Consider the following 25,937-nt stretch of genomic DNA (forward strand, 5'->3'; position numbering starts at 1 on the left):
ACACCAACACACCCGGGCTCGCGCCCAACACCCCTCCCCGCAAAGCTGCGGAAACACCTCGGCCTCGTCAAAGCTGCGCACAACCCACAAAGGAGCGAGTATGAGCGTCACACCAACGAACGCCGGCCGCCTAAGGATGGAGTCGCAAAACTACCCGCTGCACTACCTCCTCCCGGCCGCCGCCATGCTGCTGGTCTTTTTCTTCGTCCCCACGGTGATGAACTTTATTTACGCCTTCACCGACTGGTCCGCATTCAAAAAAACCATCTCATTCAACGGCCTGGATAACATCTACTCGCTCTTCTCCTCCGGCGCCCTCCTGACCGACATTCGCATCACCATCACCTACGCGATCCTTGTCGCCGTCTTCCAAAACATCTTCGGCCTGGCCCTGGCCGTCCTCTTCGAAGAAGACACCACCCTCAACCGCCTGGGGCGCACCCTCTTCTTCATCCCGGTCATCATGTCCGCCCTGGCCGCAGGCTACATCTGGCAAGCCGTCCTCAAGACCGACGGCGTATTCAACCAGATCCTTAGCTACATCGCCGGCTACGACGTTGCCGTCCAATGGCTCGGCTCGACCACATGGACCCTCGTCATCATCGCCATGATCCACGCCTGGAAGTGGATGGGTTTCTCCATGCTCACCTACCTGGCGGGCCTGAAAACCATTGATCACGAGATTCTTGAGGCCGCCGCCATGGACGGGGCATCCCGCACCGCCACCTTCTGGCGCATTAAGTTCCCCCTTCTTGCCCCGGCACTCACCTTCAATATCGCCACCGCGTTGCTGGGCTCTATGAACTCCTTCGACATCGTCCAGTCGCTCACCAATGGTGGCCCCGGTGGCTCCACGGAAATCCTCAACCTCTTCATCTGGCGCACCTTCGGTAAGGGCCTCTACGCCCAATCCACCACCATGAGCCTGGTGCTGTTCCTACTGGTCATGATCATGGCAATCCCCCTGATTACCGTGCTTCGTCGCAGGGAGAAGAAGATCCTATGATGTCCACACCAACAACCCTGGTATCCCGCGTTCGCTCAGCGCTGCCCTCTCGCTCCGCAGCAGGACGAGGCCGACGCCCCGCCCCCACTGTCAGCATCGTCGGCAGCCAACGCTCCCTGACCTCACGGATTCTTCACGCTATCCTCGTCGTTTTCGTCATTGTCACCCTGCTGGGTATCCCCCTGTGGATGGCGGTCATTACCGCCGGCAAGAGCCAGGCCGAGGCCGTCATCCCCGACCTCTCCCTCCCCTCTGAGTGGCACTTCCTGGAAAACTTCTCCACCGTCATCATTGAAGGCAAAATGTGGAAGGCCCTGATCGGAAGCCTCCTAGTGACCGTGCCTTCGGTCTTTATCGCCCTGCTTTTTGGGGCGATGGCCTCGTGGATTCTCGCCAGGCGCTCCTCACGTAAAGTCGCCGTCCTCTACTCGGTGATGATCTCCGGCCTGATCCTGCCACCCTCAGTGGTGACCATCATGATGCTGCTGCGCATGATGGGCCTGGCGGGCACCGCAATCGGTATGATCTGCGTGTACGTGGGCATCTACCTGTCCATCGTCATCTTCTTCATCACCGGCTTCGTACGCACCATCCCCGTCTCCCTCGAAGAATCAGCACGCATTGACGGAGCCCGGCCGCTGACCGTGTTCTTCACGATCATCTTCCCGCTGCTGCGCCCCACTCTGGCCTCGGCCACCATCCTCATTGTGCTCTACATCTGGAATGACGTGTTCTACGCGCTGTTCATCCTCTCGGGCAAGATGAGCACCCTGCCGCTGAACCTGTACAACGTCGCCAGCGCCGGCCTGTACCTGAACAACTGGCACCTGATCTTCGCCTACATCATCCTCATGACAATCCCGCTGCTGGTGATCTTCATCCTCGGTCAGCGCCGCATCATTTCAGGTATTACCGGCGGCGCAGTGAAGTAAGGCACCTCTGATACGCTCACACTGAGCCGAATTGGACGCCCACACAAAGGCCCAAACTCTGCCGACCCACCCCATCACACTCTTGTCGCAAGGAGGCACCGATGACACCGTCCCGAGGGAAACGCGCCCCGGTGATCTCTGACGTGGCCGCCTGCGCAGGAGTGTCCGTATCGACAGTGTCGCGCTACCTGAACGGCTCAAACCACCTCAGCCCTGAAAGCGCTGACAAGATTGCGCGCGCTATCGAGCTACTGGGCTACCGCCCTAACCTCGTTGCGCGCGGCCTCAAACGCTCCTCTATGCGGATGATCGCAGTCCTGTCAACGAACACCACCCTGCTGGGCTCTGCAGTGACCATCCAAGGCATCGAAGACGAGGCTCGCGCGCAGGACTACTCGGTGATGATCTCCAAACTCGATCAGTCCTCACCCACCGAAGTCCAAAAGGTTGTCGACACCGTAGTGGCACTGAATCCCAGCGGCGTCATCGTCCTCAAATACGATGCGACTGCCGAAAAAGCCCTTCAGATGCTGCCCGCCGAAGTGCCCACTGTGGTGATCGGCGGCGCGCCAGAAGACGAGCGCGATCAGGTGTCCCTGTGCGAACGTGAGGGCGGCCAAGCCATGACGGAATACCTCCTGTCCTTGGGGCACGACACCGTCCATCACATCGGGGTGCCTGTACGCTCCCAGGGGACGAGCCGCACAGACGGATGGGAGGCTGCCCTTCACACCCGCGGCCTGCATCGCCCAGAGCCTCTCAGTTGCGGGTGGGAGCCCTCCGGCGCGCGCCTGCTCGGCAGAGAATTAGCTTCACGCAGTGACATCACGGCCGTCTTTGTTGGCAATGATGAGCTGGCGATGGGGTTGATCCGGGGCCTACGCGAGGCCGGTCGCCCCGTGCCTGAGACTATGAGCGTGGTCGGCTTCGACGATCACCCCCTGTCAGATATTTGGGAACCGGCCCTGACCACTTATCGGCAGGACTTCATGACAGCAGGACGAAGCGCTGTGGAACTGGTTGTCAGCCGAATTAAGGCCCATCAAGAGGCAGAGGATCTTGCTCCTCGCCTGCGCGAGGTTCCCGGCGAAATCGTTGTTCGACAATCCGCTCGCAGCCGCCTTCATGATGCTGGGGATCCCCACTGAGGGGGCACCTGCAGGCGTCGACACTGCTCCATGATCCCGATGGGCGGAAACTTCCTCATGCGAAGGCATTAGTCATCAGTAGACTATTGCCTGTATTGGTCGCACAAGAAATAAGGATTCCCTATGACTACTCCCTACACCCCTGGCCCCCAGGGCTACTCACAGCAGCCGGGCTTCGGTATCTCTCCAGCAGAGGTCGAAAGCATGCGCTCCAACTCGACCATTGTCTTGATCCTCGGCATCCTTGGCCTTATTCTGATCGGCCCCTTCGGTTCGATCCCGGCATGGGTGTGGGGTAACTCCATCGTGAAGAAGGCCGAAGCTGCCGGCGTGCCTGCCGACGTGGTTTCCAGCGCACGCATCGGTAAGATCCTGGGCATTATTGGCACCGTTTTGATGATCATTGCGATCGTCGTTGTCTTCCTTTTCTTTGGCGCCATCATGGCCGCTGTCTTGAGCGGTCAGATTCCCACCAACTGAAGTGGAATGAATCAGGCGGAAGGGGTGACCTCCTTTTGCTCATGAATCTCTCAGGGGGCGAACCTAGGTTCGCCCCCTGATTCTTCCCTGAGTGGGGGTACATACGCCTGCCTGCCGCTTATCCTTATGTCATCACCTCTTCACCGAAGGACGTAATAATGTCAACTCCCAACCCGCAGTTTGAAAACGACGCCAATGGAGGCCAGCCCTCCTTCGAGCAGCATTCTCAGCCCTACGCGGGCGGCCAACCCTATGCAGGTGACTCCCAGTACGATGCACAGCAACAGCAGCAACAGGGCTACGGCTATCAGCAGGGATACGCCGGAGGCTACACGCAGCAGGGTTACGGTTACGCCGGTCAGCAGCCCTACGCGGCGGGAGCTATTCCAAAGTCAAAGGTTGCCGCTGGTCTGCTGGGTATCTTCTTAGGAACCTTTGGCGTACACAACTTCTATCTGGGCTATACCACCAAGGCTGTCATCCAGCTTCTGTTGACGGTTCTTTCTCTGGGTACCCTGTCGTGGGTGTCGTGGATCTGGGGCATTATTGAGGGCATTCTCATCCTGACCTCTCAGCCTGGTAGCGAGTGGCACCGCGATGCGCGTGGTGTGGAGCTCACGGACTAATCTCTGCTCCCAACACTGACTAGCTTTCCCAGCAGCGATCACCTTATGAAGCACTGATCGCCTTTCTAGAGACTGATCACTTTTCTAGGCACCGATCACTTTTCTAGGCACTGGGCGGTGCGACGCTGACGCGTCGCACCGCCCACCTGTTTTCCATGCGCTTCCCCCTCGCAGCCTCGGCGCCCTCATCCCCGCCAGCCCTTTGAGCGCCCTCGCTTGGCCTCACCGCCTTCATTTCTCCGCTCACCTCACTGGTCTCGCCGCCTTTGCTTCTCGCGTTCCCCTGGCTCTACCGGCGCCAGTGCCCCTAAGCTCCCAGGTGTGCGCCCACACCACCCCCCAAATCCACCTTTCAGCTCCACCAGCCCCAGCACTCCCCGGCTCCCTGATGTGCACTCACGCCCATTCCACCCCTATTCACCCCCTTTTTTCCCTTGAGCGCACACATGGGAGCCGCACCCTCAGTGAGCCCTCTCAATCCCCTGACCACCACCAACGACATCACCACCGCTCTCCCTCTTCCCAGAGTGCCCAGATGTGCGACCGGACCAGATCCTCCCCCGTCGAACCCCTCTTGGCGCCTGCGCACACACGTGGGAGCCAAACGCACAAAAATCTCCCTCATGCTGGGGCAAGCTAGGCTTATTCCATGACTCCGCGCCCACACTCTTCGCCCGCTGGTAATGTTCGCCGCCCTTCCCGTCCAAAACAACGTCACACCGGCAGCGACCAGGACCTCATCAATCAGGCGATCCGTATTGATTCTCGCCCCTACGGTTTCTACGGCGATCTTCTTGGCGACTGGGACTACGGAGATTTCATCCTCCACATTGACCGCATCCAAGCCGACCCCTACGCACCGCCTTCCGCGATGCGAGTCACCGCCTCCCCTTCGGCAATGGGGCTACCAGAGCACGCCCTGAGCACCGACCAACGCCTGGCCACAGCCGACTACCTGGTGCGTTCCTTCGCGGCAGCAATCACCCGCAACTGCCCGTCGCGCGCACTCCACATTGCCCGCACCGGCCAGGAAATCCTTGAACGTAGCGCCTGCACGGTGACTCCCGATCGGGTTGAGATCCGCTTCCAACTCCAACTTCCTGCGCGCGGGCGCACCATTATGGGGCGTGAAGCCGGACGCCTCCTTGACGTTGATCTACCGGATACCGTCATGGACACCCTCGACTTCATCTCCGAAGATGCCGCCGATCACCTTGCAGGTTTGAACGCCCATATCCATACTTACGAGGACTACCGGGCTCTTATGGAAGCCCTCCGTGAGAACCAGTGGGTCGCTTTCGTAGCAGATGGTGCCGTGCTGGCCCGTCGTTCGGGCGTATCGGAGCATCCCCTCACTGATGCTGTGCCTTTCGAGAGCCCCGAATCCCTGGCCGCTACAGTCACCTTGCCCCATGCAGGGACGGTGCGTGGCATGGCAATCCCACCGGGGGTGACTGTGATTGCTGGCGGCGGCTACCACGGTAAATCCACGCTGCTCAATGCCATCCAACGCGGCGTCTACGCCCACGTTCCAGGCGATGGACGCGAACTTGTGGCCACCACTGATGCAGCAATGAAGATTCGAGCCGCTGACGGTCGCGCGGTCACCGCCGTTGACGTCTCGGCCTTCATCTCTCACTTGCCCGCAGGGGCGGACACCTCGCGCTTCAGCACAGAGAATGCCTCCGGGTCGACCTCGCAGGCCGCATCCATCATGGAGGCCGTCGAAGCTGGCTCTCCCTTGCTCTTGCTTGATGAGGACACGTCGGCAACGAATCTTCTCATTCGCGACGCCAGGATGCGCGCGCTCATTGCGGCCGACAAGGAGCCGATCACTCCACTAGTTGACCGCATTCGTGCACTTTTTACAGAGTGCGGCGTGTCCACCATTATCGTGATGGGCGGGTCAGGTGATTACCTCGACGTGGCTGACACAGTGCTGATGCTCGATGAATACCACTGCCTGGATGTCACCGAGCGTGCTCGATCCATTAGCGCCAACCTTCCCCGCGAGGTCACTGCTCTGTCTGGTTTCCCCTCCTCACTGGCGCGTGTGCCTGTGCGCTCACGCGGAGGCGGGGATAAGCCTAAAACCAAGGCTTCCGGCCTGGATACGATCATCATTGATAAGACAACGGTTGACGTGTCAGACATTGAGCAAATTGTTGACACCGGCCAGACCGAAGCAATCGCGTGGATGCTGCGGGGCCTGCTGGAGGACTACGCTGACGCTCGCACTCCCCTGGCTGAACTCCTGGTGCGCTTGGAACGCACGGTGAACTCTGAAGGTTTGGACGCGGTGACCAAGTTCGGTGCCCGCCCCTATCCGGCGTTTCTTGTTCGGCCGCGTCCAGTGGACCTAGCGGCAGCACTGAACCGCTATCGAGCATTAAAGATCGCCTGATCGCAAGGAGCACACATTTCCCCTGGGAGCCCAGCCTCATGCTGCGGCTCCCAGGTGTGCGCCCAGCATGAGGCTGGGCGCCGGAATAGATGCCATCACCGCCAGATTCTGCCTGGGCGCACAGCTCGGCGCCGAAGTGATTCCAAAGCGCTCACCCTCAGCGTTGGCCTTCCGTTCCCCTATCCCTGGGCCTACATATTTGGGGGAGGGATCAGGGCATCCCCCCATAGATTGATGCTGCCCTCCCCACTGATGATGGTGATATGAATACTTCAGCCAACATTGTCAGTCTGCGAGACCTCACCAAGATCTACGGCGAAGGTGACACCCGAGTGGTTGCCCTTGACTCCGTCAACGTCGACTTTGGACGAGGCCAATTCACCGCCATCATGGGCCCCTCTGGTTCAGGCAAGTCCACCATGCTTCACATGCTCGCAGGACTCGACCACCCCACCTCTGGCACCGTCAGCATCGAGAATCAGGTCATTACTTCCCTCAAGGATGATGCTCTCACCGCCGTGCGCCGCGACCGCATCGGCTTCGTGTTCCAGAGCTTTAACCTGGTCCCCACCCTCAACGCCCACGACAACATCACCTTGCCCCTGCGTTTGGCCGGCCAAAAGGTTGATGAGGAATGGTTCAACGGGATTGTCTCCATCCTGGGCTTGAGTGAGCGCCTCACCCACCGCCCCTCCGAACTGTCAGGCGGCCAACAACAGCGCGTCGCCGTCGCCCGTGCCCTCGTCTCCAAGCCTGCGGTGATCGTCGCTGATGAGCCCACCGGTAACCTCGACTCACATTCCTCCCGCGAGGTCCTCAGCCTGCTGCGCCAGTCTGTCGATGAGCTCGGCCAAAGCGTCATTATGGTCACCCACGACGGTGCTTCAGCCGCAATCGCTGACCGAGTGCTCGTGGTGCGTGACGGCCAGATCGTTGCCGACCTCAACGCTCCCTCCGAGATGTCCATTGCGGAGGCCCTCCGATGAGCGTCACCCGTGATTTGATTGCGGCGAATGTGCGTAGCCATGCCCGCCGCTACGTCGCCACCGGCGTTGCCGTGGCGATCTCCATGGCCTTCGTCCTGGCCTCTCTCACCTTGACCACGGCACTCACCACCGTTCTTAGCCGTTCAATCACCGCCCAGTATCAGGGGGCGGCAGCCCTTGTCAGCGTGGATCCTAGGATCGAAACTGATGAACCCATCGATCTGGTTGACCTGCGCCCCACGATCGAGAAAACCACCGGCGTGACGGCCATCGCGCCGATGACCTTCTCCGTCTTGGAGTTCCACAAGGACTCCCAGCGCTCCACCCGCCAGATGTCACCGATCCTGCCCGAACCCTTCTTCCAGCCCAGCCTGGTTGAAGGCAAGATGCCGACCTCCAATAGTGAGGTCGCGATCGATACTCAGCTTGCGCAGACTCTCAAGGTCACGGTTGGAGACACCATCGATGTCCGAGCAGCGTACTCATCTGAGCGTTACCAGCAGGTGACTGTCACCGGCACGGTGGCCAGCGCCCTATCTTTCCTACCGACTTCGTACGCTACCGAGGGCGCGATCAGTGAGATCGCCGGTGAATTGCGCCCATTGAGCTACCTTGTTGCCGTGGATGCACAGCAGGGCACCCCCAGCCTCGAACAGCAAAACGCCCTCGTCGACGCCCTACGTGAGGCTCTCCCTACACACCCCGCCCTGGAGATAGAAAGCGGCGATGCTGCCCGCCAGGCCGCCTTGGATTCAGCCAAGCTCGATGCGACCACCACGCAGGCAATCATTATGGTCTTCCCAGTGATTGCTGTGGCTGTTTCGCTCATCGTGGTCTCCACGACCTTCCAGGTTGTCCTCCACCAGCGCAAACGCGAGCTTGCCCTCCTGCGCACCCTGGGCGCCCGCTCCTCGCAAGTGCGCCGCATTATCATCGCTGAGACCCTGGTGGTGGGCCTGCTCGCCTCCGTTGTGGCTGTTCTTGCCGGTGCTACGCTATCGGCAATCGGCCTGTGGGCGTCTGGCTTGGCCATCTCCTTCGTGGACGCGGTGACAATGATTTCACCCCTCAACGTGCTCGTGACCTTAGCTTTAGGCACCGCTTTGACCCTGCTGGTGGGCGTGCGCCCTGCCCTCGGCGTGGCACGCATTTCGCCAATGGCTGCCCTCTCCCCCATTGACGAGGCCGCCGCCGTTTCCTCGCGCGCCTCGTGGGTGAAGTTCATTGTCGGTGGCCTACTCACTGTCGGGGCGCTAGCCGCCATGTATGTCGGTGCACAGAACGAGTCGGAGAGCCTGCGTTTTTCGGTTCTTCTGGCGGCCTCTGTAGTGGCTCTGGTTGGATTCTTGGTGTTTATCAGCCCACTCATGCCGACCTTCACCCGCTCCTTTGGCCTGTTCGGCCGCTCGATTGTGAGCGTCATGGCCCGCGAAAACACCACACGCAACCCGGGCCGCACCTCAGCAACCGGCGTGGCAATTGTCATTGGCGTGACCCTGGTGTCAACGATGCTGGTAGGTGCGGCGTCGCTACGCGCCACCCTGGATGGCGAGGTCGACGCGCAGCGTCCCTTGGACCTGACCGCTCAGATGCGCGAGGGGGAGCTCCCCTCGGACGTGCGTTCAGCAGTGCCCGGGATTTCGGGTGTGGAGGCCGTCGTTGAGGGCCGCTTTGCTGAAGGCATACTTACCAAAACTGGCGCGAGCGAGGCAGAGAAGGCGCAAGAGGTGCGCCTGAGCATTGTTGGCCAGCCGGATCTGAACATTGTGTCGCACTCTCCAATTGCACTGCTGAGCGATGATGAAGTGCTGCTCCCGGACAGTTTCGGGGTCGATGACGGGCACTCCATGACCGTGTGTGTGGGTGAGGATCTGTCAGCCTGCCGCGAGTTCACCGCGACGCTGTCTGAGACCACCCCATACGCGGCAATGATCAGTGAAAAGGCGCTGCTGGAGCTGGCCCCCAATGCGGAAGTCAACAGGGTACATGTCAAACTCGCTGAGGGTGCGGACGCCACGCAGGTGCAAAGCGACCTGGCGACGCTTGATGAGACGCTCATAGTGGAGGGCGCAGCCCTGGAACGCCAGATGTACACGCGCATGATCAACATTGCGTTGGGTATGGTCGTGGCGCTGTTGGGCGTGTCTGTGCTGGTGTCTTTGGTGGGTGTCACCAATACCTTGTCCCTGTCGGTGCGCGAGCGCACCCGTGAAAACGGGCTACTTCGAGCGCTTGGTTTGAGCCGCAAGCAAATGCGCCGCATGTTGGCGTGGGGGGCAGTATTTATTGCCCTAACAGCGACGGTTATCGGCCTTGCTCTTGGCGTGTTCTTCGGGTGGATTGGCATGCTCGCCCTGCCGGTTCAGGTTGAGACCCTGGTGATCGAAGTGCCGTGGCTGCAGCTTGCTGGCGTGGTTCTCGTATCGCTGATGTCGGCTGTGGTGGCCGCATGGCTGCCGGGGCGTCGAGCTGCGAAGACTTCTCCGGTGGTGGCCCTGGCTGACCAGTAGGTTTCTTCAACGGGTTTCGTCTTCGGCTCCCGCGTGTGCCTCCAGGCCAATCTGCGCCTCGTGCGCTCCTTCAATGGCTTGATTGCACACGCGGGAGCCTAGACTTTCCCCATGACTATTGACCCCACTGTTTCCTCCCCTGATTCAGCTCCCCTCAGCAACCCACCAATCGCCGAGCGCCGCCTGGGTACTCGCGTACGTGACATTCACGGCGAGCATTTTGATGACCCGTGGGATTGGCTGCGTGAGAAGGACAATCCTGAGGTGATTGCCCACCTTGAGGCGGAGAACGCCTGGACCGACCAGGTGTGCGCCCCCACCATGAACCTCCAGCGCTCACTGGTTTCCGAGTTCAAGGCCTACACCACCGAGACTGACGTGTCTGTTCCCCTGCGTGAAGGTGACTACTGGTACTACCGGCGCACCCAGGAAGGCAAATCCTACGCCACGCACCATCGCCTTCACGTCTCGCACTGCGGCGCTGGCGCCGATAGTGGCGTTGACCTGCCTCCGTCCCTGGCCCCGGGCACCCCTCACCCTGGCGAGGAGCTTCTCGTCGATGAGAACGCCTACGCTGAGGGTCAGGAGTTCTTCCGGCTCGCCACCCTCACCCCCAGCCCTGATGGCGAGCTGATCGCCTGGGCGCGTGACTTTTCTGGCGACGAACGCTGGACCTGGGTCATCCAAACGCCCGACGGCAAGATCGTTGATGAGGCGGTGACGAACACGGGTTACGGCCTGGCCTGGTCGGCTGACTCCTCAGCCTTTATCTACACCCGTCTAGATGACGCGTGGCGTCAGTGTGAATTGTGGGTTCACCGCGTGGGAAGCGATCCCGGTGAGGACCGCCTGCTGCTGTCTGAGCCCGATGAGGCTTTCGACTTGTGGTTTGCACCCTCGCGTGACCCGCAGTGGGTGGCAATCCACTCGACCTCCCCGACAACTGGCGAGGCCTGGCTATGGTCAACGCACGCGCCCCTGACTGCCCCTGTGCCGGTGACCGGCCGCGAGCAGGGCGTGCTCCTGAGCTGCGAACCCGCTGGCGATCACCTGTTGATCGTTCACTCGCGCTCCAGCCGCGAGGGCGCGGTGGCGGCCGCACCGATCCCCGCCAGCCTCGCCACTTCCATGACTCTGGCCAGCGAGGGCGGCGCGCCATCCTCCTCCACCACCAGCATCGTTCCCACCCCGATCGCGCCACCCTCCACCTGGGTGAGCGTGCGGGAGCCTCGTGAGGGGGAACGTATTGCCGAGGTTGAGGCCTTCGCCTCGTTCATGCTCGTCACCATGCGTTCCGGGTCGCTCACCCAGGTTGCCTGTCATCAGCGTGCGACCTCGGCGAGTAGCGAAGCCCTGCCCGCTGCGGCATTGGAGGGCCTGTGGGATGAGGGGCGTTTTGTCGAGGTTGAATCGCCTGTACGCACCCTCATTACCGGTGGCGGTGGCCGCTTTGAGGACACGTCTTTCACCATTGAGCACCAGAGCGTCACTGTGCCGCCAACGGCAGAGCGCGTTGAGGTCGGCTCGTTTGAGCGCACAGTGTTGAAGCGCCTGGAGGTTCCCGGCTGGGAGTCGAGTGAGTTTATTGAGGAACGCGTGTGGGTGCCCTCCCGGGATGGGCAGGTGCAGATTCCTGTGACGCTGGTGCGTCATCGCGACTGCCGCCCCGATGGGACACACGCGGGGTGGATTCACGGCTATGGCTCCTACGAGATCAGCTTTGACGCCGAGTTCGACATTTTGCGCCTGCCCGCACTGCGTCGAGGCATGATTCACGCGATCGCTCACATTCGGGGTGGCGGCGAGATGGGCCGCGCCTGGTACGAGGACGGCAAGGAGCTGGTGAAGGTGAACACCTTCACGGACTTCATTGATGTTGCCCAGTGGTTGCACTCGTCAGGATGGGTGGCCACGGATCGTTTGATTGCTGAGGGCCGCTCGGCCGGTGGGCTACTGATGGGTGCGGTAACGAATATGGCTCCACACGTCTTCCGCGCGGTGTTGGCGGGTGTGCCTTTCGTGGATGCATTGACGACGATCTTGGACGCGTCGCTGCCCTTGACTGTGGGTGAATGGGAGGAGTGGGGAAACCCGATTGAGTCCGCGCAGGTGTATGCGCTGATGCGCTCCTACACCCCTTACGAGAATGTTGAGCAGGGCGTGGTACATCCGGCGATTATGGCGACAACTTCCCTCAATGACACCCGTGTGTACTATGTGGAGCCTGCTAAGTGGGTGCAGCGCCTGCGTGAGGTGACCGGCTCGGATCAGAGCGAGCGCCCGATTGTGCTGCGTACGGAGATGGTGGCCGGACATGGTGGTCGTTCTGGCCGCTACGGCCGTTGGGAGACGCGAGCTGAGGAGTTTGCCTTTGTCATGTCCCAGGTGGGTGTGAGCGAGTAGAGGCTGCGAGCTACGGCGCACCCGTTTTTGCTACTCGTTCTGGCGTGGCTTGTGGCGCTCCTACTGTCTTGCCACGTGTGCACTGCCCGGCTTATCGGCCTTATCACGGATTGCCTGAGCGTTGACGCGCGCCCGCATGTGCGCCCACGGCATCTGAGAGGCATTTTGTCTCTGAGAGTCTTTGAGCGCACACGTGGGAGCTAAGGGACGGAGCAACGGGAGGGACCGAGAACCTCTTGAGGCAGGCGCATTAAAGCAGGCTTGGCGAGGCAGACACGGTGAGGCAGGCTTGGCAAGGCAGAAGTGCTGAGGCAACTATGCCGGTGCACGTGGGCTGACACAGGTGGGCGCGGTCTGGACATAAAGGTGGTGGGCGTGAAACCGAGTTTCACGCCCACCACCTTTGCTCACAGCAGCGCCACCCAGAAACTATTGCTGTTCAGACAATGCTGAGGCAAAGACAGTTTCCGGTGTCGCACGCCCGGGTTGGTGGTGCTTCAGCGGCGGCGTGTACGCGCGACCATGAATCCACCAACGACAAGCAGTGCACCTGCGCCAGCCATCAGGCCAGCATCCATACCGGTCTTGGCGAGACCAGCCTTCGGTGCCGAGCTCTTGGGGTGGAAAGTCTCTTGCGAAGCCTTCGGGTTATCTGTCTTTGGTGTCTGCGATGATGCATTGTCCTGAGGCTTCACACCCCCCTGCGGCTTCGTATCACCCTGCGACTTCGCGTCGTCCTGCGGCTTGCCGTCAGGCGTAGGAGTCACCTGGGGCTTGCCCCCCGGCGCAGGCTGACTTCCTGAGTTGCCGCCTGGGTTATTGTTACCGGGGTTGTTGCCACCGGGCGCGGGATCGGTGGTTGGCGGGACGGGCACGGAGGGCACTCCCAGTGGAGTGTCGTCACATGCGTCGCCAATACCGTCCTTGTCGGTGTCGATCTGTTCGGGGTTGCGATCTGCAGGGCAGTTGTCCTGCGCATCGTCAATGAGGTCGCCATCCTTGGTGACGGTTACCTCGACGGTGCCCACTGCGGTGTGTCCGAACTTGTCGGTGACACGCACAGCCACATTACCGGTGAAGGGTGCTGCGTAACGGTGGCCCTGCAGGGGGTTTGCTGCCTCGCCTGCGGGGGCCTCGGAGGTGAGGTCGTAGGTACCGTCCCCGTCGACATCCCATTCGTACTTCATGATGCTTCCTTCGGCTGCGAAGGAGCCGGAGGCGTCGAGGACGAACTCTTCACCGACAGCGAGCACGTCAACGCTGCTGATGCGTGCTGTGGGCGGGTCGATGATTAGCGGGCGCACTGTCTCCAGGGCGGTGACGTGTCCGCCTGTGGTGTGGGACAGGTTGGTCAGTGCGGGGCTGGTTTCGTTGTCGGGGTCGAGGACGAGGATTTCTGCGGTGTTCGCGGTGAAGGCGTCCTGAGCGAGCGCTGCCCAGTCAAGGGCATTGTTTGCGTCATTGTCGGCCAGTTCGCCATCGCCGAGAAGGAGCACTCGCTTGCGTGCGCCTGCGGTGAAGGGCATGGCGATAGCCTTTTTGAGGGCGTTGTAGACGGCGGGACCGCCAGCTTCGCCGTTTGCTTCGAGGCCATCGACGAGGGCGAGGAAGGCGTCGCGGTCGGCGGTGAACTCGCTGAGAACCATGACTTCTTCCAGGGGTGCTGCCGGAGCAGGCTGCGCGTTTTCAGCGGGCTTGTCGGCATTGCCAGCAGTGTTGGTGTCGCTGGTGACGGTGGCGTCTGCGGCGGTGTCGGTGGCCCCCGGTGCACCGGGAGTCGGAGTGTCGTTGGTGTTGCCAGTTGCAGCATCGCCGGACACAACAAGAGGTGTACCTACGAGGTCGTCAGTCTCATCGCTTTCCTCGGTGGAGGTCACCGTTGCTTCTGCCTCGACGGGTTGTGCTGCTTCTTCGAGGTCTTCTGCGGTAGTTGCCGAGCGGAATGCGCTTACTGAGCGGAAACCGGCAACTGTGCGAGGAGCGGGTGCGGCGTTGGCTGCGGGCGCTTCTGCTTCTGCGGGGGCTGCTGGAGTTGCGCCTGGCGTTGCTTCGGGGGTCGCAGCGCCGGGGTTGGCATCTGCTCCAGGAGTGCCTTCAGCACCAGGGGTTGCTTCCGCGCCGGGTGCGGGTGCAGGCGGTGCTACGGGCAGGTCGCGGAAGGTCACGAGGGAGAAGCGTGCTTCCTTTCCGGCATCGGTGGCGGTGCGGGTTGCCTCGTCAACGACGCGACGGATCTGCTTCTTGATCTGGTCGAGCTTTTCAGCGGTGGCCGTGGAGGTTTCGACGACGAAGACAATGTCCGAGTCGCGCTTGGGGTTGCGCACGGAACGCACGTTGCTGGGAATACCAATCTTCTGCTGGAGAAGTTTGGCGATTTCCGCGTGGCCGGTGATATTGGGGTGGTACCAGGAAGCGTAATCAAACCAACCAGTGCCCTTGGAGATAATTTCACCATTAGGCCCCATCTGACCTTCATCTTCAATGAACTCATTAAGCCAGCGCAGGGGGTTTCGCTTGTTTTCGTCAGGATCGGGTTCATGTCCAGTGAAATGCAATTCGGTGGGAACAAAGGTGATCTTCACCTTATTGGCGGGGTTGGTGTTCCATTCGTCAACAAGCTTTTGCTGCTCTTGAGTAGCGAATTGCCCAAATTGACGGACCTCGCGGGCTGCGGGGTAAGGCTTGCCGGGGCTAAACCAGCCAGGCTGCACGTGCCAGTCTTTGTCCATACTCAGCAGAGGGTAGCCCACTAAAATGATCTGAGAATCTTCCGCGACTTTAGCCTGCACTTGACGTAGAACCTCAACGATATTTTCACGGGTTGAGGGGAATGTATCCTTGGCGAATTTCATTGCTTTAGCGCACTTATTAATGCTTGAAATAGGGCCAGCGAAGCATCCCTTGACAATGTCTTCGAACTTGATGTCATTACCGCCGATGGTCAGCATGACGACATCCGTGGTTGGGTCAAGTGCTGGAATCTGCTTCTCAAGGACATTCTTCGTCACTGCACCTGATTCCGCCAGGTTATGCACGGTGGTGTGCACTCCCTGGGAGTTGAGCCAGTTGACGTAGGTGTGGCCCCAGTTGCGGGTGGAGCGATATGAGCCCTTCGGGCCATAGTAGGCTCCTGCGCCGTTGCCGGCGGTGTAGGAGTCTCCAATGAGAGTGACTGTCAGATACTTGCCGCTGTCATCGGCGTGTGCGGGGAGGGAGAAGGCGCCCATCGCGGTAGCGACGGTAGCCACCCCTGCTAGAAACCTCGTTGTTATCTTGAACATGCGCACCATGCTAAAGGGCAATTTCGTGGCTTTATGACACTGACTCAGGTTTCAGACGCGAATGATTCAAATATGTGCAACTATTGCCTTTAATGAGGATTATCCCCTTCGTCAACATCATTTATAACGACGAAAAATTTGGACCTCCACGCCAAGGCCGCGAGCGTAAAGCACAGCAATTATGAACGTGCGGTCAAACTCTGGAGTGGCTCCCCTTACCGCCCCAAGAGCTTGTTTCTCTTGGAATGACAAGGAAAATCTATAGGAGCGGTCAGAGATAGAAGATCTTGACTCGAAGCAGAGGAGCGGCAGTACCCTTCTCTTCAACCGATTGCTCAGGAGCATCCGAGACGGTCATAAATAATTGAAAACCTTGTGCGTCGGACATTTGCGCACACCAATGAATGTTTTCCGCACAGTTTTCCTCGACCGCCCAGCCATGCGTCTCCGCAAGGTTTTTCAGGCGCTCCGACTCCTTCACACTCGCCTCGCCCTCATCCTCTCCAGGCACACTGAACTCGATATAAGCGGGCTCAGGTTTACTCATAAACTCGCCATTCGGACGCTGCGTACGGTCAATAAGACCGCCGTGAGTCTCCTCGGCTGTCTGCTCAACTGCCTGAACAAAGCTGAGGTTCCACAGGGCTGCGACCTCGTCAGGAGTCCCCCAAAAGTTCTTCGTCCGCCCCCATTCCCACATGCTGTAGGTCGCACCCACAGTCAGCGCCCCCAGCAATACCGCAATCACAATTTTTAGTCGCGCATTGGACACTCTTCGTCACCAAACCTTTGAACTCGCTGACATGAATCGTGCGACTAGTACACCACTGTTTCCACAAAGATTCCTGCTCGCACAAGCGGAGCAGCGACGAAGTCACGATAACTTGCCACGCCACATCCACTCACATTCGCTTCCGCTCCCCTATCTCCTCCCAACTTAATCCCTTCCCCCCTTTTTCACTGTCTCAGCCGATCCCTACGCCTGTTCTCTGCCTCAGCTGATCTATAGCCCTCATATCTGATCTATGGCCCTCACATCTCAGTTTCACCCTCTTCTTCCGCTCGTTCTGCATTAACCTGCGCCCGCGTGTACATCCAAGGCCTATACGGCCCAGGCTCCCGGCCCGCGTGTGCTGGACGCACACGCGGGCACCAGGATCGACCACTACCATGGCAGCCATGACAATTCGGGCAGCGGTAGATGGTTCGGCTCTAGGAAATCCCGGCCCCGCCGGTTGGGCGTGGGTCGTCTCCCCCACCTGCTGGGACGCGGGCGGGTGGGATCATGGCACCAATAACCTGGGCGAGCTCACCGCAGTCCTTGAACTTTTGCGCGCAACACGCGATGCCGACCTTGTCGACGAGCCTCTCCACATCCTGGCGGATTCGCAGTACGCGATTAACGTCATCACGAAGTGGATGCACGGCTGGAAGAAGAAAGGCTGGGTCAAGACCGATAAGAAGCCCATTGCCAACCTTGAGGTCATTCAAGAGATTGATCGGCTTATCGCAGGACGCCAGGTAACTTTTGAATGGGTGCGAGGCCACACCGGCCACCCGATGAATGAACGCGCTGATGATCTGGCGCGCGGTGCTGCCGAGACCCACCAAAGAGGCGGCGTCGTCCAAGGTGGGCCCGGTTTTAATGGTGCCGCTGGAATTACGGATGCTTCAGCATCCATCAATAGCACGGAAACCGTCGACGAAGATACAGCTCCCTTCTCTGCGGCTGCCAATGCACCCAACCCTCTGTCCTCTCCTTCAGGCTCCGGCGTGTGCGCCCACAACGATTCTGCTTTTAATCGCCCCCCAGAAAGCGTCGGCGCACATCTGGGAGCCGATATTGAAACCGCCCCCACTTCCCCAGCCCTCCCCACTCTCACGCGCAGCGATGTTCTCGCTGCTCAAAAGGCCGTCATCACCGCATGGACCAGTGCTCTCCCCGATGAAGTCACCCCGTGGCTCGCCTCGGGCTTTGAACGCGTGTGGCCCAATGGGGCGGTAACAGACACCTTCTACGGCCCCTGCCCACCGCATGTAAGTATCAGCCGAATTCATGCTCATGAGGCTGGCAATACGATGCTCACCCGCTTTGAGCTGAGCTGGAGCACCGGCTCCTCTGTTGAAACAGGCCTGTGGATTCCCACCGCAGAAGGCCCGCGCCTCCTTCACTATCAATCCACTATCGTCTCCTCCTCCACCACCAAGACAGACAACAACCCTTAAATGCGGGATCGTTAAGCCTCAATGTCCTCATCTTTTATCGCCGATTTACGCTCTGCGATCCGTATTTCTTCACCCGCTGGCCTGGGCCTCTTTCCCCTGGGGGTCGCCCTTGGGCTGCTTGTGATCCAGGCTGGATTGCCCTGGTGGGTTGCACCCGCACTGTCGGTGGCGGCCTATGCGGGGTCAGCCGAGTTCATCCTTGTGGGACTCATGACGGCGGGCACTTCCCTCACGACTATCGCGGTGACAACTGCGCTGGTGAATTTCCGCCACGTGTTCTACGCCTTCTCTTTCCCTCTTCACGCTGTGCGCTCAGCGTTGGGAAAGACCTACGCCATGTACGCCCTAACTGACGAGGCCTACGCGCTCACCGCTGCAAGTGACAGGCAATGGCGGTCGCGTGAACTGTTGTTTACTCAAGCGGCTTTACAGAGCTACTGGGTGTTAGGTGGCCTGGTGGGAGTTGCGATCGCGCAGGTGTTGCCTTTTGAGCTGGCAGGCATGGACTTTGCGCTCTGCGCCCTGTTTATCACCTTGGCGTTGGATGCCTGCCGCACACCCCGCAATGCCGCGAGCGCTGCGTTGGGTGCCCTGTGTTTTCTTGGGGCGATGTGGCTGGCACCTGATTCGACGCTTTTTGTTGCGATGACGGCCTTTGGGTTGATGTTGATGGTCGCAATTATTGCAAGGAGGGCGCGATGAGTCTGGGCTATATTGCCGCTGTCATGGTGATTGTTTTTGCCGTTGATTTTGCTTTGCGGGCTCTGCCTTTTGCCGCGCTAGAACCCTTGCGAGAGTCAGATATCGTTCAAGCTCTGGCTCGTTGGATGCCTGCTGGCGTGTTGGCTATCCTGGCCGTTGCAACCTTTGTTGGTGCCGCCTGGCCTGGGCAGGGTGTGAGCTTGGCGGAGGCGGGCTCAGCTACCTCTTGGCGGTGGGTGCCAGCAGTCGTGGCGTCTGTGGCCACCATCGCGATTCATCTGCTCTCAGGCAGGCGAACGCTGTGGAGCGTGGGTGGCGGGACAGTGACATTCATGCTTCTCCTCCCCTTCTTTTCGTGAATCGCTTCTTGCGCCCCGTCCTGACATTCCGTGGCCTCTAATGGTGTGTCTGGCTGCTTGTATACATTTCTACATGCTGCTCCTGCGAGTCAGCCCATCCCCGGGATGACTGCGATTCGTCACTTGTTGAGGGTCGCGCGATTCTCTTTCGCAGCATCCCGCTGCCCGATTCTCCGGTATTTCGGTAGTTCGGTATTCCGATAGATCAGCGTGGCGGTAGTTCGGTATTCCGGTATAGCGGTATCTCGCCTCTCCGGTTCCCAGGTGTGCGCCCAGCAAGAAACAGCCTCTGTTGGCAAGGCTTTCTCCGTTGGACTCACACCTGGGCGCACGCCAGCTAGCTACCCATCCCAGCGCGTCGACGCACTACCCTTGATCCATGCGCACTTTGACCTACACCCAGCATTCCTGTACCGTCCATGAGCACCGGTGGGATGTGCCCCTTGACCACTCGCGCCCTGTGGGGCCAAGCAATCCCACGATTGAGATCTTCGCCCGCGAGATTATCCGCTCGGGGGGAGAAAGCCTCCCCTACCTGGTTTTCTTGCAGGGAGGTCCGGGTGGGTCGGGTCCTCGCCAGGGCGATTGGCGCGATGGGTGGATTGGCCGCGCGCTGGAGGACTACCGCGTGGTGCTGATGGATCAGCGCGGGACGGGCCAGTCCTCGCGTTTGGATGCTCAGACTCTGGCTGCTTTCCCTGATAATCAGGCTCGTGCTGATTATGCGGCGTTCTTCCGCCAGGATCAGATTGTGCGTGATGCTGAGGTCATTCGCGCTGACCTGTGCGGGGATGAACCGTGGACGACTCTTGGCCAGTCCTACGGTGGCTTCATCACATTGTCCTATCTGTCTTTGGCCCCCGAAGGACTCAAGGCTTCTCTTATTACGGGCGGCCTGCCGGGTTTGGTTCATGTTGATGACATTTACCGGCGCACCTATGCGGCCACCGCCGCCCGCAATAAGGTCTACTTCCGTCAATTCCCTGGTGATGAGCGCACTATCCGTGAAATTGCCGCCCATCTGCGTGGCACCGAAGAGTTCCTTCCCACGGGCGAGCGCCTCTCGGCCACACGTTTCCGTATGATTGGCATGGGTTTGGGCACTCAGACCCGCACCGATCTACTCCATTTCATGCTGGAGGGCCCGTGGGTACACATCAATGGTGAGCGCCGCTTGTCGACGAAGTTCCTCTCTCAGGTGGGCGCGGAGGTTGCTATGACTCCAATGTATGGCTACATGCATGAGTCGATCTACGCTGCGGCCACTCCCCGCCTTGCGGGCACGCGGACGAATTGGAGCGCGGATCGTTTGGCTGAAGAAACAGAGGGCTTTGCCAAGGATGCTGATCCTTTGGATGAGTCCATGCCGTATTACCTGACGGGCGAGCACATGATGCGGGCTTTCTTTGCTGAGGATCCACAGCTTGCGCCTTTGGCGGGGATGACGGAGATTTTGGCTCAGCGCAGTGAGTGGACGCCGGTGTATTTGCCGGAAGTGCTTGCACACAACGAGGTTCCCGTTGCCGCTGCTGTTTACTACGACGACATGTTTGTTCCGCGTGATTTGTCGATGGATACCGCTGAGCTGATTGGGGCGCGGACATGGGTGACGAGTGAGTATCAGCATGATGGCCTGCGCGCGTCGGGTGGAAAGGTGCTCGATCATCTGCTGACGTTGATCGCGGACTGAGAGCGTTGTTGAGGGTGGCGGGCAGGGAGCCAGTCCCGCCTAGAGCTGGGGTTTGGCGTCAGTAGGTGCTGGCTTCCTTTCCTGTTCTCCCCTGTTCTCCTTGGGTTCGGCCATCCTCATGTTGTACGAGGCCGACGCCGCCAACACCTTTGATGGGGAACGTGGCGTGACGCTGGAGGCTCGGCAGCGTTGGCTGGCGTTTTTCGCATGCTCCTAGGGATGAACGGCCCCGTCCCCGCCTACGCCCTCTTGCCTCTGGCCTGGGCTCTCTTATACCCAGCCTTTCCGAGCCTGCGCATCTTTTCCCTGCCCCGCCGGATTGGGGTGGGATGCATTATTGTGAGCTGTATTCGATTAAAGGAGTTCCTATGACGTGTCCGGTTCTTGGCTCATGCCCGTGTGCCCAGCGTTATGTTGAGCTATTGGATAGGTATCCGCAGCTCAGCAGTGCAGTCATCAATGGTGTGGGGGTCTTTTCCTGGTATGCAATGCCTGATGCGATCCGTTCACGCGCGGTGCGAACCCTGCTGAAGACTGGGATTTTGAGCGTCATGGTCCATCACGGCGCGCGCGAGGTCTGCAAGGTTTCCGAAGATGTGAAGGAGGCTGTCGCAGAAGCACGCGAGAACGGGATTTCTTTGACTCCCTACATCGGCGCGGGTGCAGCAGCAGTGGCGCTCAGTGGTGTCGTTGCGGTACTTGGTGAGCGCTTCTTGTTCCGACGAGGTGAGCGTCGCCGTGTTGAAGGCCGCGCACTTGCCCATACTCGTCAGGCTCTGCCTTTGGCTGCCTTGGCGCTGACTCCGGCCCTTCTGAGCCGTTACCTTGATGGCGGCGAGTACGCATACATTCAAGATGGCGAGGGCGGTTGCGGCGGTAACTGCGATTGCTCCTGCGGGAAGTGACGCGGTTTTAAGCGCACTTCGCGGTGCATAACACGCCTTCTCATCTGCTCTGATGGTGCCTGGTTCTTTCTGAATCACCGTATTGCTTGATCCCCCATGCCCCTGCGGGCCGCGCCCGCAGGGGCATGGTTGTTCTCACGCGATCCTCCCTCCTAAATCTCAGACTAAGCAGGTAGGCTGATGGGGACTAACCCGCCCCATTTTTATGTCGATTCAGGAGTGTGCAGGCGTGAGCAGGACACCGGTTTTTGAGGCCATTAACTGGAATCGTATTGAGGACGAGAAAGACCTTGAGGTTTGGGATCGTCTGACCGGTAATTTCTGGCTCCCTGAGAAGATTCCGCTGTCGAATGACATCTCCTCGTGGAACACGCTGCGCCCCGCAGAGCAGGTCATGACCAACCGTGTGTTCACTGGTCTGACTCTGCTCGATACCCTGCAGGGCACGGTTGGCGCGGTGAGCCTCATCCCTGACGCTCGCACCCCGCACGAAGAGGCTGTGCTGACCAACATTGCCTTCATGGAGTCGGTGCACGCCAAGTCTTACTCCTCGATCTTTTCCACCCTGCTGTCCACCGAGGAAATCAACGAGGCTTTCCGCTGGTCGGAGGAGAACGAGTCCCTGCAGCGCAAGGCTGAGATCATTAAGTCCTACTACGAGGGCGACGATCCCCTGAAGCGCAAGGTGGCCTCCACCATGCTGGAGTCTTTCCTGTTCTACTCAGGTTTCTACGCCCCCATGTACTGGTCAAGCCACGCGAAGCTGACGAACACCGCTGACCTGATCCGCCTCATCATCCGCGACGAGGCCGTACACGGCTACTACATTGGCTACAAGTACCAGTTGGGTGTGGCTGAGTCGGAGCAGGCTCGTCAAGATGAGCTGAAGGACTACACCTTCTCGCTGCTTTTTGAACTGTACGAGAACGAAGAGCAGTACACGGAGGATCTTTACGATCCTCTGGGCCTCACTGAGGATGTTAAGAAGTTCTTGCGTTACAACGCGAACAAGGCGCTGATGAACCTGGGTTACGAGGCGATGTTCCCCGCAGATGACACGAATGTGAACCCTGCGATCCTGGCAGCCCTGTCTCCCAACGCTGACGAGAACCACGACTTCTTCTCCGGTTCGGGCTCGTCCTACGTCATTGGCGAGATCGAGGACACCGAGGACGAGGACTGGGATTTCTGATCCGCCTCGCCTTCCTGCCGTAACCTCTTTATTCCGGGGCGCGTCCACAACGTGACGCGCCCCGGGCAGCTGTGGGCCCCTTTCGTTAGCCTGGCAGGGTGAGCGCTTGTCAATGGATGACAGTGTTCACTGCTTCGGCTAGGAAAGGGGCCTCACTGTGTCGTCGTCAGCAGGGTCGTCAGCAACAGCATCGTCATCTGCATCCAGCACGGCACGCCCCTCACCCCTGCCCGGCGCGCGTGTGCTCATCACAGGAGCTGCCAGCGGCATGGGCGTGCTCTACGCGCAGCGTGCTGCCGCCGAGGGTGCTGCGGCGATCGCACTGTGGGACCTCGACGAGGCCACCGCCGCCGACCTCGCCAATCAACTGACCGCTAACGGGACGCAGGCTATGGCGATCGGGGTGGACGTGTCCAACCGGGAGAACATTGCGCAGGCGGCCGCGCGCACCCGCGAGTTCATGGGCGACCCGGACATCATCATTAACAACGCGGGTATCGTGCGCGGCACAACCTTCTGGGAGCACGATCCCGTGCGCGATATTGAGGCTACGATGCGGGTCAATACGCTGGGGCCAATGTGGATTGTGCGCGAGTTTTTGCCCGCCATGATTGCCGATACCGCGCGCCCAAAGAGGATTATGAATGTCGCATCAGCGGCGGGAACGCTGGCCAATCCGCATATGAGCGTCTACGCGGCCTCGAAGTGGGCACTGCTGGGGTGGAGCGAATCCTTGCGCCTGGAGCTTGAAAAAGAGAAGCACCGTCATATTCTGGTCACGACTTTTTGCCCGAGCTACATTGATACCGGCATGTTTGAGGGCGTGCGCGCGCCGCTCCTGACTCCGATCATGACGCCACAGGTGGCAGTGGATGCTGCTTGGCGCGGCATGTTGCGGGGTACTCCGGTGGTTTCCAAGCCGTGGACAGTGAAGCTGGGGATGGCGGTGCGGGGTGTGCTGCCCACACGAGCGTGGGATTTCGTTGCTGATCGGATTTTTGGCGTGTATTCGTCGATGGATCATTTCACGGGGAGGGGCCGGGCGTGAGTCGGATGAAAATGCAGGGACATCAGGGGGTGTCGGACGAGGCCACCGCGGGGCGTGCTCCGGTGAAAGCGCAGCCTCATGCGGAAAACACCACCGAGCGCGCCACGACCAACGCTCCTGGAGCAGCGCCATCGGCCTCCTCACTGAATGCAGCCCAGCCTCCCTACCAGGAGCTATGTGAGCGCGTGACCGGCAGTGGGCCCGTGCGTGAACTCCTCTCCCCCATTGACGCCAGCCTGCTTGGCACCATCCCTACTCACACGTGTGAGGATCTTGAGGCCATCAGCGAAACGGCGCGCCAGGCTCAACGGGCGTGGGCGGGAACCTCGTGGGATGAGCGCGTGCGGATTGTGCGCGCATTTTCGCGCCTGGTTTTGCGCAGGCGCGCCGAATTGCTCGATGTCGTGCAGGCTGAAACGGCGAAGGCGCGGATTCATGCGCTGGAGGAAGTGCTCGACGTGTCCCTGGTGGCGGCACACTATGCGCGCCTGGCTCCGCGAGCGCTGCGGCCTCGGCGGCGGGCGGGCGCCATTCCTGTGCTGACGAGTGTGCGGGAGGTGCGCCACCCCAAGGGCGTGGTCGGCATGATCGCCCCGTGGAACTACCCCTTCACCCTGGCCGCATCGGATGCGATTCCGGCGATTCTGGCGGGCAATGCCGTTATTCTCAAGCCCGATTCTGCCACGCCCTTGAGTGCTCTGATGGTTGCAGCGCTCTTTGAGGAAGCTGGCCTACCTGCTGGCGTGTTCCAGGTGCTCAATGGGCCGGGCGCGACGGTAGGGGATGCCCTGATTGACGCGGTCGATTACATGATGTTCACCGGCTCCACGGCGACTGGTCGGCGCATCGGCGCGCGCTGCGGGGAGAGGCTCATTGGTTTTTCAGCTGAGCTGGGCGGGAAGAATCCGATGATTGTGACCGCCGGGGCCAATGTCGAGGCCGCCGCTGCGGGTGCAGTGCGCGCGTGTTTTTCCAATGCCGGGCAGCTATGTATCAGCATTGAGCGGATCTACGTCTCTGAGGCCATTGCGGAGGAGTTCGTAGAGGCGTTTGTGGACAAGGTTCGAGCGCTGCGTGTGGGTGTTGGCACCGATTGGCGTATTGATGTGGGCGGCCTGATTTCGACCGATCATCTGGCGAAGGTGAAGGCTCACGTTGATGACGCGGTTGCGCAGGGGGCGCGCGTCTGTGCGGGTGGACGGGTACGGCCAGACCTTGGGCCAACGGTTTTTGAGCCGACGGTTTTGATGGATGTGCCCACGTCGGCAAGGCTCTATGCGGAGGAGACCTTCGGGCCGGTGGTGGCCATCTACCCGGTGGCTAACGTGGAAGAAGCCATTGAGTTGGCTAATGATTCTGCCTATGGCCTCAATGCCAGCGTGTGGGGCTCGGGGCGCCTGCCGTGGCTGGTGGCCGAATGGTTGGAGGCAGGGACCGTCAATATCAACGAGGGGTATGCTGCCGCTTGGGCCAGTCATGGCGCGCCTATGGGCGGGTGGAAGGATTCAGGCCTGGGGCGCCGGCATGGGCGCGAGGGTATTGAGAAGTACACGGAGGTTCAGACCATTGCTCGTCAACGCCTAATGCCTTTGGCGCCGGTGCCGGGTATGAGTAATGAGTCTTACGACCGTGTGATGTCCCAGGCTGTGCGGGCCTTGAATGTCCTGCGCGGGGCATAAAGTGAATCCACGTAGTTGTCGTCGCATCTGAGCCTGCGCACACCTGAAGATCTTCTCTTGCTTCTGAGGCTATAGAGCAGGCCCGGTCTGCTCGACGCTTGACATCCGCCTCTAGATTCTTCCTCACAGGCCATCTGAAGCTTCTCCACCAGAAATAGGCCCTTGCCAGCGCGCTCCCGCGTGTGCGCCCAGACGCGAAAGTGCCGTCAAGGCATCCGTTTTCACCCTGAGCTCACACCTGGGCGCCAACACCACGACGAGGCACCGACACTGCAGGGAGCATTCAGAAAGAGATGACTTCAGCGCAGAGTACGCGAACGCGTGAACACCGCATCACGTGATCGGCATGCCAACCACAAG

Annotated in this window: 20 protein-coding genes; 18 read left to right on the top strand and 2 right to left on the bottom strand. The window is 60.1% G+C overall.

Going from position 1 to position 25,937, the window contains the following annotated elements; translation table 11 throughout:
- The first annotated feature begins 100 nt into the window (after window positions 1-100).
- The 9 genes from EII11_RS03865 (at window position 101) to EII11_RS03905 (ending at window position 12,495) form a co-directional block, all read left to right on the top strand.
- A complete protein-coding gene (locus EII11_RS03865; RefSeq protein WP_124868785.1) occupies window positions 101-1,006 on the top strand; it encodes a carbohydrate ABC transporter permease in 906 nt (301 codons plus the stop codon).
- A complete protein-coding gene (locus tag EII11_RS03870) occupies window positions 1,003-1,938 on the top strand; it encodes a carbohydrate ABC transporter permease (RefSeq protein WP_205649221.1) in 936 nt (311 codons plus the stop codon). Before EII11_RS03865 ends, EII11_RS03870 begins: the two co-directional genes overlap by 4 nt.
- Window positions 1,939-2,039: 101 nt before the next feature.
- Entirely contained in the window at window positions 2,040-3,086 is a 1,047-nt protein-coding gene (locus tag EII11_RS03875) for a LacI family DNA-binding transcriptional regulator (protein ID WP_124868787.1), read from the top strand.
- Between the two features lie 123 nt (window positions 3,087-3,209).
- Complete coding sequence (locus EII11_RS03880; protein ID WP_124868789.1) at window positions 3,210-3,566, top strand: hypothetical protein; 357 nt, start codon at window positions 3,210-3,212, stop codon at window positions 3,564-3,566.
- Window positions 3,567-3,724: 158 nt separating this feature from the next.
- Entirely contained in the window at window positions 3,725-4,192 is a 468-nt protein-coding gene (locus EII11_RS03885) for a TM2 domain-containing protein (protein ID WP_124868792.1), read from the top strand.
- A 649-nt stretch (window positions 4,193-4,841) separates the two neighbouring features.
- A complete protein-coding gene (locus EII11_RS03890) occupies window positions 4,842-6,596 on the top strand; it encodes an ABC-ATPase domain-containing protein (protein ID WP_124868796.1) in 1,755 nt (584 codons plus the stop codon).
- A gap of 263 nt (window positions 6,597-6,859) precedes the next feature.
- Window positions 6,860-7,582, top strand: a complete 723-nt coding sequence (locus EII11_RS03895; RefSeq protein WP_124868799.1) for an ABC transporter ATP-binding protein — start codon at window positions 6,860-6,862, stop codon at window positions 7,580-7,582.
- Window positions 7,579-10,092: an ABC transporter permease gene (locus tag EII11_RS03900; RefSeq protein WP_124868801.1), complete on the top strand. Its 2,514-nt coding sequence runs from the start codon at window positions 7,579-7,581 to the stop codon at window positions 10,090-10,092. The genes EII11_RS03895 and EII11_RS03900 overlap by 4 nt, the downstream gene beginning before the upstream one ends.
- A gap of 111 nt (window positions 10,093-10,203) precedes the next feature.
- A complete protein-coding gene (locus tag EII11_RS03905; protein WP_124868804.1) occupies window positions 10,204-12,495 on the top strand; it encodes a S9 family peptidase in 2,292 nt (763 codons plus the stop codon).
- Window positions 12,496-12,992: 497 nt separating this feature from the next.
- On the opposite strand, the gene EII11_RS03910 is transcribed toward EII11_RS03905, so the two are convergent.
- Together EII11_RS03910 and EII11_RS03915 are read right to left on the bottom strand one after the other, a co-directional pair.
- Window positions 12,993-15,776: a GDSL-type esterase/lipase family protein gene (locus EII11_RS03910; protein ID WP_165867053.1), complete on the bottom strand. Its 2,784-nt coding sequence runs from the start codon at window positions 15,774-15,776 to the stop codon at window positions 12,993-12,995.
- A gap of 271 nt (window positions 15,777-16,047) precedes the next feature.
- Window positions 16,048-16,524 (bottom strand): hypothetical protein, encoded by a 477-nt coding sequence (locus tag EII11_RS03915; protein WP_124868810.1) that lies wholly within the window; start codon window positions 16,522-16,524, stop codon window positions 16,048-16,050.
- 431 nt (window positions 16,525-16,955) lie between these two features.
- Between EII11_RS03915 and EII11_RS03920 the strand changes: the two genes are divergently transcribed.
- From EII11_RS03920 to EII11_RS03955, 9 genes are all read left to right on the top strand, one after another.
- Window positions 16,956-18,002 (top strand): ribonuclease H family protein, encoded by a 1,047-nt coding sequence (locus EII11_RS03920; RefSeq protein ID WP_124868993.1) that lies wholly within the window; start codon window positions 16,956-16,958, stop codon window positions 18,000-18,002.
- Window positions 18,003-18,023: 21 nt separating this feature from the next.
- Window positions 18,024-18,704: an AzlC family ABC transporter permease gene (locus EII11_RS03925; protein ID WP_124868813.1), complete on the top strand. Its 681-nt coding sequence runs from the start codon at window positions 18,024-18,026 to the stop codon at window positions 18,702-18,704.
- Window positions 18,701-19,063, top strand: a complete 363-nt coding sequence (locus EII11_RS03930) for a branched-chain amino acid transporter permease (protein WP_124868817.1) — start codon at window positions 18,701-18,703, stop codon at window positions 19,061-19,063. Before EII11_RS03925 ends, EII11_RS03930 begins: the two co-directional genes overlap by 4 nt.
- Before the next feature lie 379 nt (window positions 19,064-19,442).
- On the top strand, window positions 19,443-20,753 hold the full coding sequence (locus EII11_RS03935) for an alpha/beta fold hydrolase (RefSeq protein ID WP_124868820.1): 1,311 nt from the start codon (window positions 19,443-19,445) through the stop codon (window positions 20,751-20,753).
- Window positions 20,754-20,805: 52 nt separating this feature from the next.
- Window positions 20,806-20,970 carry a hypothetical protein gene (locus EII11_RS10460; RefSeq protein ID WP_165867054.1) on the top strand — a complete coding sequence of 55 codons (165 nt, stop codon included), beginning with the start codon at window positions 20,806-20,808 and terminating at the stop codon, window positions 20,968-20,970.
- Window positions 20,971-21,121: 151 nt separating this feature from the next.
- Window positions 21,122-21,658: a hypothetical protein gene (locus EII11_RS03940; protein WP_124868822.1), complete on the top strand. Its 537-nt coding sequence runs from the start codon at window positions 21,122-21,124 to the stop codon at window positions 21,656-21,658.
- A gap of 229 nt (window positions 21,659-21,887) precedes the next feature.
- On the top strand, window positions 21,888-22,850 hold the full coding sequence (gene nrdF, locus EII11_RS03945) for a class 1b ribonucleoside-diphosphate reductase subunit beta (protein WP_124868825.1): 963 nt from the start codon (window positions 21,888-21,890) through the stop codon (window positions 22,848-22,850).
- 157 nt (window positions 22,851-23,007) lie between these two features.
- Window positions 23,008-23,898 (top strand): SDR family NAD(P)-dependent oxidoreductase, encoded by an 891-nt coding sequence (locus EII11_RS03950; RefSeq protein WP_205649222.1) that lies wholly within the window; start codon window positions 23,008-23,010, stop codon window positions 23,896-23,898.
- Window positions 23,899-23,903: 5 nt separating this feature from the next.
- Entirely contained in the window at window positions 23,904-25,577 is a 1,674-nt protein-coding gene (locus EII11_RS03955) for a succinic semialdehyde dehydrogenase (RefSeq protein WP_240623055.1), read from the top strand.
- Window positions 25,578-25,937: the final 360 nt, after the last annotated feature.

It is taken from the genome of Schaalia canis, assembly GCF_003858455.1.
Taxonomy (GTDB): Bacteria; Actinomycetota; Actinomycetes; order Actinomycetales; family Actinomycetaceae; genus Pauljensenia; species Pauljensenia canis.